At 70.4% G+C, this 14,258-nt stretch carries 11 protein-coding genes and 1 pseudogene; 6 read left to right on the top strand and 6 right to left on the bottom strand.

What is annotated here, in order from left to right; all coding sequences use genetic code 11:
• Positions 1-50: 50 nt before the first annotated feature.
• Positions 51-527 carry a MarR family transcriptional regulator gene (locus AB0D59_RS08615; RefSeq protein ID WP_362562449.1) on the bottom strand — a complete coding sequence of 159 codons (477 nt, stop codon included), beginning with the start codon at positions 525-527 and terminating at the stop codon, positions 51-53.
• A 67-nt stretch (positions 528-594) separates the two neighbouring features.
• On the opposite strand from AB0D59_RS08615, the gene AB0D59_RS08610 reads away from it, so the two are divergent.
• Both AB0D59_RS08610 and AB0D59_RS08605 read left to right on the top strand, forming a co-directional pair.
• Complete coding sequence (locus AB0D59_RS08610) at positions 595-1,518, top strand: alpha/beta hydrolase (protein WP_362562446.1); 924 nt, start codon at positions 595-597, stop codon at positions 1,516-1,518.
• 165 nt (positions 1,519-1,683) lie between these two features.
• Positions 1,684-1,860: pseudogene (locus tag AB0D59_RS08605) on the top strand (transposase); the annotation flags it as partial.
• Positions 1,861-2,078: 218 nt separating this feature from the next.
• On the opposite strand, the gene AB0D59_RS08600 reads toward AB0D59_RS08605, so the two are convergent.
• Positions 2,079-2,501: a secondary thiamine-phosphate synthase enzyme YjbQ gene (locus AB0D59_RS08600; protein WP_362562444.1), complete on the bottom strand. Its 423-nt coding sequence runs from the start codon at positions 2,499-2,501 to the stop codon at positions 2,079-2,081.
• Positions 2,502-2,605: 104 nt separating this feature from the next.
• Between AB0D59_RS08600 and AB0D59_RS08595 the strand changes: the two genes are divergently transcribed.
• Positions 2,606-3,682 (top strand): NAD(P)-binding domain-containing protein, encoded by a 1,077-nt coding sequence (locus AB0D59_RS08595; RefSeq protein WP_362562441.1) that lies wholly within the window; start codon positions 2,606-2,608, stop codon positions 3,680-3,682.
• Positions 3,683-3,774: 92 nt separating this feature from the next.
• Here AB0D59_RS08595 and mltG read toward each other — a convergent pair whose 3' ends face one another.
• Together mltG and AB0D59_RS08585 are read right to left on the bottom strand one after the other, a co-directional pair.
• Positions 3,775-4,623 carry an endolytic transglycosylase MltG gene (mltG, locus tag AB0D59_RS08590; RefSeq protein ID WP_362562439.1) on the bottom strand — a complete coding sequence of 283 codons (849 nt, stop codon included), beginning with the start codon at positions 4,621-4,623 and terminating at the stop codon, positions 3,775-3,777.
• Positions 4,624-4,741: 118 nt separating this feature from the next.
• Entirely contained in the window at positions 4,742-6,667 is a 1,926-nt protein-coding gene (locus tag AB0D59_RS08585; protein ID WP_362562436.1) for an ABC transporter ATP-binding protein, read from the bottom strand.
• Between the two features lie 94 nt (positions 6,668-6,761).
• On the opposite strand from AB0D59_RS08585, the gene AB0D59_RS08580 reads away from it, so the two are divergent.
• Positions 6,762-7,214, top strand: coding sequence for a MarR family transcriptional regulator (locus tag AB0D59_RS08580; RefSeq protein WP_362562433.1), 453 nt, complete (start codon positions 6,762-6,764; stop codon positions 7,212-7,214).
• A 59-nt stretch (positions 7,215-7,273) separates the two neighbouring features.
• On the opposite strand, the gene AB0D59_RS08575 is transcribed toward AB0D59_RS08580, so the two are convergent.
• The gene (locus AB0D59_RS08575; protein ID WP_362562430.1) at positions 7,274-8,626 is read right to left on the bottom strand and encodes a cation:dicarboxylase symporter family transporter; all 1,353 of its coding nucleotides are present in this window, start codon (positions 8,624-8,626) and stop codon (positions 7,274-7,276) included.
• A 171-nt stretch (positions 8,627-8,797) separates the two neighbouring features.
• Positions 8,798-10,390, bottom strand: a complete 1,593-nt coding sequence (locus AB0D59_RS08570) for a peptide-N4-asparagine amidase (RefSeq protein WP_362562428.1) — start codon at positions 10,388-10,390, stop codon at positions 8,798-8,800.
• Between the two features lie 130 nt (positions 10,391-10,520).
• On the opposite strand from AB0D59_RS08570, the gene AB0D59_RS08565 reads away from it, so the two are divergent.
• Entirely contained in the window at positions 10,521-12,041 is a 1,521-nt protein-coding gene (locus AB0D59_RS08565; RefSeq protein ID WP_362562426.1) for a M1 family metallopeptidase, read from the top strand.
• Between the two features lie 215 nt (positions 12,042-12,256).
• The gene (locus AB0D59_RS08560) at positions 12,257-14,248 is read left to right on the top strand and encodes a peptidoglycan recognition family protein (protein ID WP_362562423.1); all 1,992 of its coding nucleotides are present in this window, start codon (positions 12,257-12,259) and stop codon (positions 14,246-14,248) included.
• The last annotated feature ends 10 nt before the right edge of the window (positions 14,249-14,258 follow it).

The following is a 14,258-nucleotide window of genomic DNA, read 5'->3' as shown; positions in this document are numbered from 1 at the left end:
CGAACGCTGATCACGCGGCTACGGGCAGTCGCACCGGATGCGCATGCCGGTCAGCCTGTGGGCAGGCCGATCTGGTCGCGTTCGAGTACAGAGCGCAACTCCGAGAAGATCTGTGCGGCGGCCGGTCCTGAGGGACCGCCCAGGACGTCTGCGGTCAGCTCGGCCAGGGTTTTAGTGAAGGTCACCTCCGCCGCCTCGACGAGTTGCAGGCCTCCGGCGGTCAGGTCCAGCAGTGATGAGCGGCGATCCGATGGATTAGTTCGCCGTATGACCCATGCCTGCTTCTCCAGGCGGTCGATGCCCTTGCTGGTCGCGCCGATCCCGATGGCGAATTCGGTGGCGAGGTCCGCGACCCGGCACCCGGGGTGGTCGCGCAGGAAGCGCAGGAACTCGAACTGCGAGGTGACGATCCCGTGCCGCTCGCGAAGGCGGTCGTTCAGCGCGTTGTAGAGGCGTGTCTCGCAGCGGACGAGATCGGCGAAGAAGCCCGGGAGGTCGATCGGGCCACGGCTTGACTTAGATGCCATGGCATATATTGTAACCTAAATGCCTGGGCATATAGTTCTTTGGCATGCACTCGCGATGGAGGCGACAATGAGCAGGCAGCAGCGCGCGGAGATCGACGCGATGGTCCGACGGCCTCAGCCGGAGGCCCCTCGGTCGGTGGAGGAGATCCGCGCCGGGTTCAGGGCGATGATGGGGGAAATGATCGTCCCGGCTGGGATCCGCACCCGGACTGCGACGCTCGGCGATCGCCCCGCGGTGCTCGTCGAGCCGGTCGGCACTGCGAAGGCCGGGACGATCCTCTACTTTCACGGCGGCTCTTACGTGGTCGGTTCACCGGAGACGGCGATGTCGCTGACGGGGAACCTGGTGACCAAAACAGGGTTCAGGGCGTTCTCCCTGGATTACCGGCTCGCCCCTGAGTATCCGTTCCCGGCCGCGATCGAGGATGGAGTGAGCGCCTACCGCGCACTTCTCGACAGCGGCGAAGACCCTTCGGCGATCGCCTTCGCCGGGGACTCCGCCGGCGGCGGCCTCACCGTCACCACCTGCCTCGCCGCCCGCGACGCGGGCCTGCCCATGCCCGCCGCAATCGTGGCGTTCTCCCCCGGACTCGACATGACCCGGACAGGCGAGAGCATGGACACCAAGGCGGGCATCGACCCGTTCTTCACGCGTGAGGGCCTGGAACACACCGGGACCATGTACCTTGCGGGACAGGATCCGCATCAGCCCATGCTCAGCCCCGCCACCCTCGCCGACCTGACCGGCTTCCCTCCAATGCTTCTGCAGGCGGGCACCAACGAAATACTCCTGGACGACTCCACACGCATGGCCACGCGCGCGAGGGAAGCCGGAGTGGACGTCATCCTGGACATCACCGCTGACGTTCCACATGTCTTCCAGGCGTTCGCCGGCGTCCTGGACGAAGCCGACGAGGTACTGGACCGCGCCGCTCTCTTTCTCAGTCAGCACATCCGCACCAGGGGCACGGCACGCACGTCGGCAGGCTGAAGCCCGCAGGCGGTCTCATACGGACCACGGTCCGAACCCCAGGCCCTGGCTCGCCGTTGCTATTCCTGGCGGCCGGCACCCCACCTCGCTCCGAGGGCCGTTCAAGCCCCCGGGGGTGCGTTCTCCGTGGGCGGTGGCTCATGCGGGGATGCTAGATCTTCTTACGTGACGCGAGTGCAACCGACCGACGACGAATGGGAGTTCGTCGCGCCGTACCTGCCGATCGGCGAGTACGGCCCGTACCCCGAGCGGCTGCGACAGCAGTTCGAGGGCGTGATCAGGCGGTTCAAGACGGGCGGGCAGTGGCGGGAGATGCCGACCGAGCTCGGTGCCTGGTCGACCGCCTCGATGATCTGGATCAAAGACCTCACCTGGACCACCCATTGATCACGACTCGCTACGCGCCCTAGTGCGATGACCGCGTCCGCGTCCTCGGGCGGCAAGCACACCGGGGGCGCGCGTCCGGGTCGCCGCCGACGTCACCTGCGCCGACGCGACGCCGGGGACGTCGTGGCAGTCTTCACGCGCGTCCGGCGCCGCACTTCCAGCAGGCGCTTGGCTCATCCCAGGAAGCCCAGTCTCACCTGACGGTTGACGTTGGAGATGTTGGTGTCGACCAGGCACACCGACTGCCAGGTCCCCAGTGCCAGGTGGCCGTCGATCACCGGAAGGGTGGCATGCGGGGGCACGAGGGCCGGGAGGACGTGGTCGCGGCCGTGACCGGGGCTGCCGTGCCGGTGCTGCCAGCGGTCGTCGGCGGGAAGCAGGGTGTGCAGGGTGGCCAGCAGGTCGTCGTCGCTGCCGGAGCCGGTCTCGATGACCGCGATCCCGGCCGTCGCGTGCGGCGTGAAGATGTTCAGCAGGCCGTCGCGGCCGGCCGCGGCCTCGCGCAGAAAGGCCTCGCAGTCGGCGGTGAGGTCGACGACCCGCTCGCGGGTCCCGGTGGCGACTTGGAGCACTCGTGTGGTGAAGGCATCCGGCATTCCCCCATCCTCGCCCATCGTCGCCCGTCCACCCGCCCCGCAGGGCCGCCGGTGCGGGCGACGGTGCCGGGAAGATCCCCGGCCGGCCTCCTGTTGGTAGAACCGTGAACAACGTGCGCGAGGTCGAGGTAGTCGTCATCGGCGCTGGTCAGGCGGGTCTGTCCAGCGCCTATCACCTGCGGCGCACCGGTTTCGAGCCGGACCGCGACTTCGTGGTCCTGGACCGCTCCCCCGCCCCGGGTGGCGCCTGGCAGTTCCGGTGGCCGTCGCTGACGTACGGCAAGGTCCACGGGATGCACGCGCTGCCGGGCATGGAACTGACCGGGGCCGACCCGGCGCGGCCGTCCGCCGAGGTCATCGGTGAGTACTTCGCGGCCTACGAGCGCACCTTCGACCTGCGGGTACGACGGCCCGTGAACGTCCGCGCGGTCCGCGAGGGCGACGGCGGACAGCTGCTCGTGGAGACGGAAGCCGGCGACTGGTCGACGCGGGCGCTGATCAACGCGACCGGCACCTGGAACCGGCCGTTCTGGCCGCGTTACCCGGGCCAGGAGACCTTCCGCGGGCGGCAGTTGCACACCGCGCAGTACGCCGGGCCCGAGGAGTTCACCGGAAAGAAGGTGGTGGTGGTCGGCGGCGGGGCCTCCGGCACCCAGCACCTACTGGAACTCGCCCCGTACGCGGCCGCCACCACCTGGGTCACCCGGCGGCCGCCGGTCTTCCGTGAGGGGCCCTTCGACGAGGGCGCGGGCCGGGCCGCGGTGGCACTGGTGGAGGAGCGGGTGCGGCAGGGACTGCCGCCGAGGAGCGTGGTCTCGGTGACCGGGCTGCCCCTCAACGATGCCATCCGGCAGGGCCTGAGGGACGGCGTCCTGGACCGGCAGCCGATGTTCGACCGGATCACACCGGACGGGGTGGCATGGAACGACGGCCGGCATGTCGACGCCGACGTCATCCTCTGGGCGACCGGTTTCCGCGCCGCCCTCGACCATCTGACGCCGCTGCGGCTGCGCGAGCCGGGCGGCGGGATCCGCGTCGAGGGGACCCGTTCGGTCGCGGATCCGCGGGTCCACCTCGTGGGGTACGGCCCCTCGGCCAGCACCATCGGCGCCAACCGCGCGGGCCGCGAGGCCGTCCGGGACATCAGGCGGCTGCTCGCCGGGGAGCCGGTCGCCGCGTGACGCGCGAGTCGTCGTGAGTCACACGTCGTGCGTGATGCCTTATGCGTGATGCCTTATGCGTGATGCGCGACGACGCATGACGTACCGGCGTCTCAGCTGGACGGCTGCGCGGCCTGCGGCGACTGCCGGGCCTTGTTCTTCCGCTCCGCGTTGAAGTCGGCGACATTGCGCTGGTGTTCGGCGTAGTCGGCGGTGAACCGTGTGTCCCCCGGCTTGACCGTGACGAAGTACAGCCAGTTGCCCGGCGCCGGGTTCATCGCGGCGCGCATGGCATCCTCGCCCGGGTTGTCGATCGGGCTGGGCGGCAGGCCCATGCGCTGGTAGGAGTTGTACGGGTTCTCGATACGGGTGTCGCCCACGGTGGTGTCGAGGGTGCTGCGGTTGAGACCATAGTTGAGGGTGGAGTCCATCTGCAGCGGCATGCCGCTCTGCAGCCGGTTGAGGACGACCCGGGCCACCTTCCCCATGTCCGCCTTGTTCGCCGCCTCGGCCTGGACGATGCTGGCGATGGTCACCGCCTGGTAGACGTTCATCGCGTCGCGCTGCGCGCCGGCCGCGATCGGCGCCCCGCCGAACCGCTGGTTGGCGGTGTCGACCATGAACCGCAGCACGGACTCCGGGGTCGCGTCCTTCGCCAGGGGATAGGTGGCCGGGAAGAGATAGCCCTCCGGGTTGCCCTCGGCATCGCCCGGCAGCTTCAGGCCGGCGGTGCCGACGGACCGCTTGGTGCTGCCGGCGGGGAGGGCGAGTGCCCTGTCGACGGCGTCGTAGATCTGGGACGCCCGCCAGCCCTCCGGGATGACCAGGGTGGCGGACCTGGCATCCGCGCCGTGGACCAGGGACAGCAGCGGCACCGTCACGGCGGCGCCCGCCACGACGATGCCGGCCACACCGAGGAGGAGCCGGCCCCGGCGCGTCAGCCGGATCGACTTCCGCCGCATCGCCCTCGGCCGGATCCTGTTCCGTCGGGGCGCGCTCCCTCGGACCGCGTTCCGGCGCGGAGTGTTCATCTGCATGCAGGAACGTTAGCCCGCACATCATCGCAAACCCGACATATCGTCAGCTTGTCGGCGGAGTCGCCCGCTGGCGCCCCCGGTCACCCCGCCGCCGCCCCGGCCGCCTCACCGTCTCCCACTGGGCCGCCTCACCGGTTCCGGTCGGCCGCTCACCCGCCGCCTCCACCGCCTCCGCCGTCTGCTCCACCCGGGCGTCCCGGCGCACCAGCGCCGCGTACCGTCCGTCGAGTTCCAGCAGTTCCTCGTGCGTGCCGCGCTCGGCCACGTGCCCGGAGTCGAGGACGACGATCTGGTCGGCGCCGCGGATCGTGGACAGCCGGTGGGCGATGGTGACGGTCGTCCGATTGGCCGACAGGGCGTCGATGGCTTCCTGGACGGCGTGTTCGGTGCGGGTGTCCAGGGCGCTGGTCGCCTCGTCGAGAATGAGGACCGGCGGGTCGCGCAGGATGGTGCGCGCGATGGCCAGCCGCTGCTTCTCACCACCCGAGAAGCGGTGACCGCGTTCGCCGACGACGGTGTCGTAGCCGTCGGGCAGTGCGGCGATGTGGTCGTGGATCTGGGCCGCGCGCGCGGCCGCGTGGAGTTCCTCGTCGGTGGCGTCCGGCTTGGCGAAGCGCAGGTTGTCGGCGACCGAGGCGTGGAAGAGGTACGTCTCCTGGGAGACGACGCCGACCGTGCGGGCGAGGGTGTCGAAGTCGAGGTCACGGACGTCGACGCCGTCCAGGGTGACCCGGCCGCCGGTGACGTCGTAGAGGCGGGGCACCAGGTAGCCGAGGGTGGACTTGCCGGCGCCGGTCGGGCCGACGATCGCCAGGCTGCCGCCGGCCGGGACGGTGAGGTCGATGCCGTCGAGGACGGGGCCGCTCTTGTCGTCGTAGCGGAACTCGACCTTCTCGAAGCGCACCTCGCCCTTCACCCGGTCGAGGTGGACCGGCTCGTCCCGCTCGGTGATGTCGATGGGCAGGTCGAGGTACTCGAAGATGCGCTGGAAGAGGGCGAGCGAGGTCTGGATCTGGACGCCGGTCTGCAGCAGGCTCACGGCCGGGCGGAACAGGCCCTGCTGGAGCGAGACGAAGGCGACGATGGTGCCGAGCGAGATCTGCGGGCCGCCCAGGTGGAGGGCCATGCCGGCGGTCCAGTAGATGACGGCGGGCATCGCAGCCATCACGATCGTGATCACGGCCATGCGCCAGCGGCCGGCCATGTTCGAGCGCACTTCCAGGTCGACGAGCTGCTCGGACTCCTCCGAGAAGGAGGCGGTGAGCGAGTCGGCGCGGCCCATGGTCCGGCCGAGCAGGATGCCGCTGACGGAGAGCGACTCGGTGACCGTGGCGGCCATCGCGGCCATCTGCTTCTGGCGCTCGGTGGTGATCTTCTTGCGCTCGTTGCCGACCCGGCGGCTGATCCACACGAAGGCCGGGAGCAGAACCATCGAGACGATGGTGAGCCGCCAGTCGAGGGCGATCATCGCGACGATGGTGGCGACCACGCTGGTCAGGTTGGAGACCAGGGAGGTGGCCGTCGAGGTGACGGTGGCCTGCATGCCGCCGATGTCGTTGGCTATACGGGACTGCACCTCGCCGGTGCGGGTGCGGGTGAAGAAGGCGAGCGACATGCGCTGCAGGCGGCCGTAGACGGCGGTGCGCAGGTCGTGCATGACGCGCTGGCCGACGGTGGTGGATATCAGCGTCTGCAGGACGCCGAAGACGCTGGTGAGGACGGCGCTGAGGATCATGCCCAGCGCCAGCAGGCCGAGCAGTCCGGTGCGGCCCTGCGGGATCGCGGTGTCGAGGATCGCCTTCAGGAGGAAGGGCGTGGCGACCGAGACCAGCGAGGCGGCGCCGACCAGCAGGCCGACGATCGCGAGCCGGCCGCGGTAGGGGCGGAAGAGGGCGAGGATACGGCGCACCTGGCGGGGCTGTCCGGCCGATGTGCCGTCGGGGGTCCAGTTGATCTCGTCTCGGGGCATGGCTCCTACGGAGGGTGCGGTGTGTACGGACTGACGGAGCATAGCTCACTGTTACCTATACTCACAATGAACATGGTCCTGATATTGTTCCCGTATGAGCATCCCCGACTCCGACGGCCCGCTCGCCGAGCAGTTGCTACGCCTCACACGCCGGGTGTGGCGTATCCAGAAGCGCCATCTGCAGGCGCGCGATCTGGGCGTCACCCCGGCTCAGTCTCGGCTGCTGCGCACCCTCGCGCACTACGAGACTCCCCCGCGCATGGCCGACCTCGCCGAACGGCTGGAGGTGGTGCCGCGCGCGGTGACCACGCTGGTCGACGGCCTGGAGGCCAGCGGCAAGGTGTGCCGGGTGGCGGATCCGACGAACCGCCGGGTGACCCGGATCGAGATCACCGACGAGGGGCACGAGACCCTGCGCGAGCTGCGGGCGGCGCGGAGGTCCGCGGCCGAGGAGATCCTGGCCCCGCTGTCGGAGGAGCAACGGGAGGTGCTGAGCGGCCTGCTGGACACGCTGGTCGACGGGGCGGCGGTCGCGAAGCACTGCTGAGACATGACGAAGCGGCTCCCCTCCGGCATTCCGGAGGGGAGCCGCTCTGCTTTCGCACGTCAGCGTTCGGACACCGACTCCTTGGCCGGCACCTGCGCGGGCACCTCGGCCTCGGTGACCGCGACCTCACCACCCAGCACCTGCTTCGCCCGCTCGACGTCCAGCGCGCCCTCCCAGCGGGACACGGCGAAGACGGCGACGCAGTTGCCGAGCAGGTTGGTGACGACGCGCATCGAGTCCATGATGCGGTCGACGCCGAGCAGCAGGGCGACGGCACCGGCCGGGATCGCCCCGAGCGAGGAGGCGGTCGCGGACAGCGCGAGGAAGGCCGAACCGGGGATGCCGGCCATGCCCTTGCTGGTGAGCATCAGCACCAGGACGACGGTGATCTGCTGACCGAGGCTCAGATCGACGCCCACGGCCTGCGCGATGAACAGGGTGCCGATGGAGAGGTAGAGCGAGGCGCCGTCCAGGTTGAAGGAGTACCCGGTGGGCAGCACCAGGCCGACGGCGTCGTCACGCGCTCCCGCCTTGCGCAGCTTCTGCATCACGCGCGGCAGCACCGACTCCGTGGAGGCGGTGCCGAGCGCGAGCAGCAGCTCCTCGCGGATGTAACGGACGAACTTCCAGAGGCTGAGTCCGGTGACCGCCTTGAGGGCGACCGCCAGCAGGGCGACGAAGAGCGCGGCGGCCCCATAGCACAGGACGATCAGCTTGGCGTAGGTCTCGATGACACCGAGGCCGTACTGGCCGATCAGCACGGCCATCGCACCGAAGACGGCGATCGGGGCGAGGCGCATCACGAAGCCGACGATCGCGAAGATGATCTCCTGGGCCTGCTCGATGGCCGGCAGCACCTGGGGCACCCTGGTGTGGCCGAGATGCAGCAGGGCCGCCCCCACCAGGCAGGCCAGCACGAGCACCTGAAGCAACGAGTTCTCTGCGAAAGCGCCTATGAAACTGGTGGGCAGGGCGTCGAGGACGAACTCGGTCGTCGAAGGCAGCGAGCCGCCGCCCGTCTTCGCGTCGACCGCCTTGGCGCTCAGCGTGGCCGGGTCGACATGCATCCCCGAGCCGGGCTGGACGACGTTGGCGGCGACCAGGCCGATGACCAGGGCGAGCGTGCTCGCCACCTCGAACCAGATCAGGGCCTTGAGCCCGATCCGCCCGAAGGCCTTCAGGTCACCGGCCTTGGCGATGCCGACGACGACCACGCAGAACACCAGCGGGGAGATGATCGTCTTGATGAGCCGGGTGAAACCGTCGCCGAGCGGCTGAAGGTCCGAGGCGAAGCCGGGCCACAGCTTCCCGACGACGATTCCGAGCACGAGCGCGCAGGCGACCTGCGCGAAGAGAGAGGTACGCAGCATGCGTGCGACGCGTCGCGGCAGGGACGGTACGGACTGCGGCACGGGCACTCCTAGTGGGGGTTTCGACTCGCGGAAGCCGAGCGGGACTTCTGCCATACGGAAAGCGGTTTCCGTGTCGATCACTCTGAAGGCCTTCTTGATCCCGTCCGAGACCACCGTGTATCAGCCGTGTAAATCACGCGCCCGGTGACGCATCGCACACCATTCGGCTCGTCAGCCGTCGCCATCCTCCGTCAGCACCCCCTGTTCGGTGGCCAGCGAACGGTCGTAGCACCCGCCGGACCCGTACAGCCGATAGCGCTCGCTCGACGTACCGACCGCGTGCCGCTGGTCGCGCGGCACATCGAGGGTGTACGTCGCGTCACCTCGGTAGGTGTCGTCCAGCCGCGACCAACCGCCCCCTGGCCGGGTGACCGCCGCCCGGTCGCCGAGGGCGAGTTCGGTGCGCAGCCGGTTGTCCGCGCCCACAGTGATGGCACCGTTCATCGTGTACGCCAGGTGGGTGCGGGTCGTCCGGGGCGCCCCGCCCGCCTTCACGGTGACGTTCTGGTCGTCCGTCCAGGTGGCGTCGAGCGCGTCCGTCGTCTCGCCGTCGTTCCAGCGGTGCGCCGAGGTGTTGGCCAGCGCCCGGCTGACGGTGGTGGTCACCCGGCCGTGCGAGGTGTCGACGTATCCGGAGACGGTGAGCCGGTGCCCGGCGTCGGTGTCGACCCGGTACTCCCCCGAACCCGGTGTGTACACCGAGGAGTTGACGGGGTCGGAGGACTTGGCCTCGGTGAGCCTGCCGGTGACGTGGGCGCGGTGCGCGTCCTGCCAGACCAGTACGTTCACGGGGGCGCTCCAGCCGGCCTGCCCCTCGGGCACCCCGGCGACGGAGACCTCGACCTGGTGCGGACGGCCGTCGTTGAGGAGCCCGGCGAACGGCGTCAGGTCGTATTCGATCGGCTTGACGTCGAAGGCGCGGGGGCCCGGAACGACGTACCAGAGGAACGGGTTGGACCAGCCGCCGGTCCAGACGTTCGGGAACGGCGCGGCGATTCCGGCCGGCCGGCCGTCGACCTTGATCTGCACCTCCCGGTAGGGCCCCTTGTCCGCCTTGCAGGAGTACGACGCCGGGTCGGCCACCGTCAGATACCAGAACTCCTCGCAGCCGCCGCCGGATCCGGTGGCGTACACCTCGGCGACGATGCGTTCGCTGTTGCGCGGGGTGGTGAGGGTGGTGCCGCCGTCCAGGGTCAGCACCTGGTCGGGGACCGTGGCCTGGGGCCGTCCCGCGTAGAACGTGAGCGTGACCTTGACGTCGATGACGCCGGTGTACGTGTCGTCGACGACGTTGCCGATGAGCATCTCGACGTCCTGCGTGCCGCGGAAGGTGTCGCTGTAGCGGGTGACGTCCTTCTCCACGTGCCACTCGATGCCGTCCGGCGAGGGCTCGGGGGTGGAGGTGCGCAGCACCTCGACGCCTCCGACGTGCAGATAGCCGAGCCGGTCGTACTGACGGCCCTTCACCTTGCCGTCTAGCCGCAGCACCACCTTGCTCCAGCGGTCGCCGCAACCCTGGGGTGGCGTGTAGGTGCGCCGGTACGGCGTGAAGTCGCGGAACTGGGCCTCGGCCAGGGTGACCTGGCAGGACTTGGCACCCTTGGGCACGGACACCGGCGGGGCCGCGGTCACCGGGTCGTGCCAGTCGGTGCCGAACTCGGCCGGGACGTCGGCGGCTACCGCGGCGGGGGCACCCGCACCGAGGAGCGCGCTCACCAGGAGGGCGAGCCCGGCAAGCATGGACATGACGATCCGTTTTCTCATGGCCGGTGTTCTACGGGGAGTTGACCGTCGGCCGCAATGAGGAGACCGGCCGACCGCTCCGCGACCTGCGCGGACGCAGCCTAGAGGTACAAAAAGTGCTATAAGCGGATCTTGCTGCCACAGTGCTCCCATGGAGATCACGACCACTCGCGTCCGTCGCGTGGCCCTCGCCCTCGCTCTCGGCGGTGCCGTCGCCCTCACCTGCGACGCCGTGCTCGCCGGACTCCCGCACCAGGGCCACGGCTCCCCCGCCCCCGGCCCCTCGGCCGCCGCCTCCGACCCGGCCCCGGCGCCCGGCGCTCCGGGCATCGGCGACCCGCTGATGCCACTGGACGGCAACGGCGGCTACACAGTGGACCGTTACACGCTCGACTTCGACTGGCAGGCCCCCAGGACGCCGTTCGAGGCCGGAGCCACCATCGGCGCCACCGCCACCCAGGCGCTGTCCCGCTTCGACCTGGACTTCGCGGGCAACACCCTGCACAAGGTCAGCGTCGACGGCGCACCGGCCACCGCCGTACGGGACGGCGACGAACTCGTCGTCACGCCCGCGCGGCCGATCCCGCGCGGCCGCGCCTTCGCCGTCCGCGTCACCTACACCGCCGACCCCACCCAGCGCCGGCGGCGCGGCGACGCGATCCGGGAGTACGGCTGGGTGCCCACCGCCGACGGCACCCTGCTCTGTGCGCAGCCCGACGGCGCCAAGCTGGTCTTCCCGGTGGACGACCACCCCAGCCTGCGGGCGCCGGTCACCTTCCGCATCACCACCCCCGCGGGGCTCCGCGCGGTGGCCAACGGCCGGCTGGTCGAACGCGTCCGGCGGCCCGGTGGACGCGTGCGCTGGACGTACGACTCCGAGGAGCCCATCGCGGCCCAGCTGATCCAGGTGGCGATCGGGAGGTTCACGGTCGTCGACAGCACGGGCCCGCGCGGACTGCCCGTCCGGGACGTGGTGCCGGACGGCCTGGTCGAGGACACCGAGACCGACCGCGCGCTCACCCCGGAACACCTCGCCTGGCTGGAACGGCGGCTCGGCCCGTACCCGTTCCGCCGCTACGGCGTGCTGGTCGGGGACACCGATCTGCCGGTGGCGTTGGAGACGCAGTCGCTGTCCCTCGTGCCCAAGGACGACCTGCTGGGCGACCGGGTCGACGCCGAACGCAATCTCGTCCATGAGCTGACCCACCATTGGACGGGGGACAGCGTCGCCCTCCGGCGGTGGTCCGACCTGTGGCTGAGTGAGGGTCATGCCCGGTACTACGAGCGGCTGTACTCCGCCGAGCACGGCGGGGTGAGCATGGAGGACGCCATGCGGACGGCCTACGAGCAGCACGACCAGTGGCGGCACGACGACGGAGCCCCCGCCGAGCCGACGGAGCCGACGCTGTTCAAGGTGATGCGGTACGACGGCTCGGCGCTGGTGCTGTACGCCCTGCGGGAGAAGGTCGGTGACGAAACGTTCGACCGGATCGAGCGCACCTGGGTGACCCGGTACCGGGGCCGCGCGGTCGGCACCAAGGACTTCGTCGCGCTCGCCTCCGAGGTCGCGGGCGAGGATCTGACGCCCTTTCTGACGCCCTGGCTGTACGGGCCGGACACCCCGCCCATGCCCGGCCATCCCGACTGGCAGGTGGACCCGGTCGAGGACTGAGCCCGGGACGGTGGGCGACCGTCCCTCGGACGCCGATCCGCTGCCGCCGACCGGGTGGCCTGTGCCGGACCGCTGGTCCACCCGGTTGACGTTCGGCGCGCCGTGCCGCGCAGGACACGGAAACGTACGAGGGGTGACGTTAAGGGCGTCCCCTTCGCCCTGGTTGCGACGAGCGTGGTTGGAGACCCTCAGCAAGCGGTTGGAGACCCTCCGGTATGAGAAGAAATGTCGCCCCACGTGTGCCCGGCGCCCTGCGGACCTGCCGGCTGACGGCCTGTCTGCTCGCGACGGCCGCGCTGCTGCCACCGCTGCTGATCCTCCCGGCGTCGGGCGCCGACGAGGCGGAGGACCAGCGCCTGCAGAACGCCTTCACCGATGCCGCCCGCGAGTTCCACGTGCCACGCAGTGTGCTCCTGAGCGTGTCCTACATGCAGTCGCGCTGGGACTCCCACCCGGGCACCCCCAGCGTCGCGGGCGGCTACGGGCCGATGCACCTGGTGGAGCCCGCCCGCAGCCACGCCCCCGCACCGGCGGCCGCGCCGACGGCGCCGAACGGCCGTGCGAACAGCTCCCCCACGGGGACGGTGTCCGCCTCGGGCGGGCACGCCGTGCAGCCGGCGGACCTGGCACGCGCCGCCCGGCTGATCAAGGTCCCGCCCGCGGCGCTGCGGACGGACGCCGTCGCCAACGTACGCGGCGGCGCGGCCCTGCTGGCCGCCGCGCAACGGCATCTCGGCAAGCCGCTCAGCGAGGACCCGGAGGACTGGTGGCAGGCGGTGGAACGTTTCCCCGGCACCCGTGACGTCACCTCGGCCACGACGTACGCCGACGACGTCTTCGCCCTGATCCGCCGGGGGGCGCACCGGACCACCGCCGAAGGCCAGGAGGTCACACTCCCCGCCAGCCCCGGCGTCCGCGCGCACCCCGGACCGCAGGTCCCCCACCGGCCCAAGGAGGTCGAGTGCCCTGCGGAGCTGTCCTGTGACTGGCTCGCCGCGCCCTACGAGGAGATCGACGAGGACGGCGACTACGGCAATCACGACCTGGCCGACCGGCCCCGGGACCAGAAGATCGAGTACATCGTCATCCACGACACCGAGTCGACGCTGCCGAACATGTTCAAGACCGTGCAGGACCCGACCGAGGCGTCCTGGCACTACTCGATCCGCTCCAGCGACGGCCACGTCACCCAGCACGTCAGGACGAAGGACGAGGCCTGGCACTCCGGCAGCAAGTTCGTCAACGGCCGTTCGATCGGCATCGAACACGAGGGGTTCCTCACCCACCCAGGCACCTGGTACACGGAGCAGATGTACCGGTCCTCGGCCCGCCTGGTGCGCTTCCTGGCGAAGAAGTACGGCGTACCGCTCGACCGGCAGCACATCTTCGGCCATGACAACGTGCCGGCTCCGACCGGCGACAGCATCCCCGAGATGCACGAGGACCCCGGCCCCTTCTGGGACTGGCAGCACTACTTCGACCTGCTCGGCGCGCCGCTGAAAGCCACGGCCGGACCGGACAGCGACATGGTGATGATCCTGCCGGACTACGCCACCCACAAACCGCGGTACACCGGGTGCGACGGCGACGGAAAGCGGTGCCAGCCGCACGGCTCCAGCGCCGTTCGCCTGCACACCGAACCGGCCGACAACGCCCCGCTGATCCAGGACCCGGGCCGCAGGCCGGACGGCGAGGAGTCCACCGAGGACGTCAGCGACCTCGGTTCGCGCGTCTCCACCGGCCAGACCTTCGCCGTCGCCGACCGCAGCGGCGAGTGGACGGCGATCTGGTTCCAGGGCAACAAGGCCTGGTTCAAGAACCCCCAGGACCACCCGACGGCCGTCGGTGCGAGCGGCCGCATGGTGACACCCAAGGAGGGCCTGGACGAGATCCCGGTGTACGGGCGTGCCCTGCCGGAGGAGGAGGCCTACCCGGAGGGAATGGAGGAGGAGTCCGACTCGCCGCTCCCGTACAGCCTCCGGGCGGGCCAGCGTTATGTGACGCAGTCCGGCGTCGACAGTTCCTATGTCGACAGGTCAACCTTCTCCGGCACGCCCCAGCCTGTGGTGGTGGGTCAGGAGAGGTACTACGAGATCCAGTTCGGCCACCGGCTCGCCTACGTCCGGGCGAACGACGTGGACCTGGTGCACGCGAGCACCGGCTCGGCGGGGGCGCCCGACCAGCAGCCCGGCCCGGCCGGCCGGTGACCCCACGCGG

Origin of the sequence: Streptomyces sp. NPDC048417, assembly GCF_040651615.1 — a bacterium.
In the GTDB taxonomy this organism is placed as follows: Bacteria; Actinomycetota; Actinomycetes; order Streptomycetales; family Streptomycetaceae; genus Streptomyces.
This window is presented reverse-complemented; position numbering and strand designations above follow the sequence as displayed.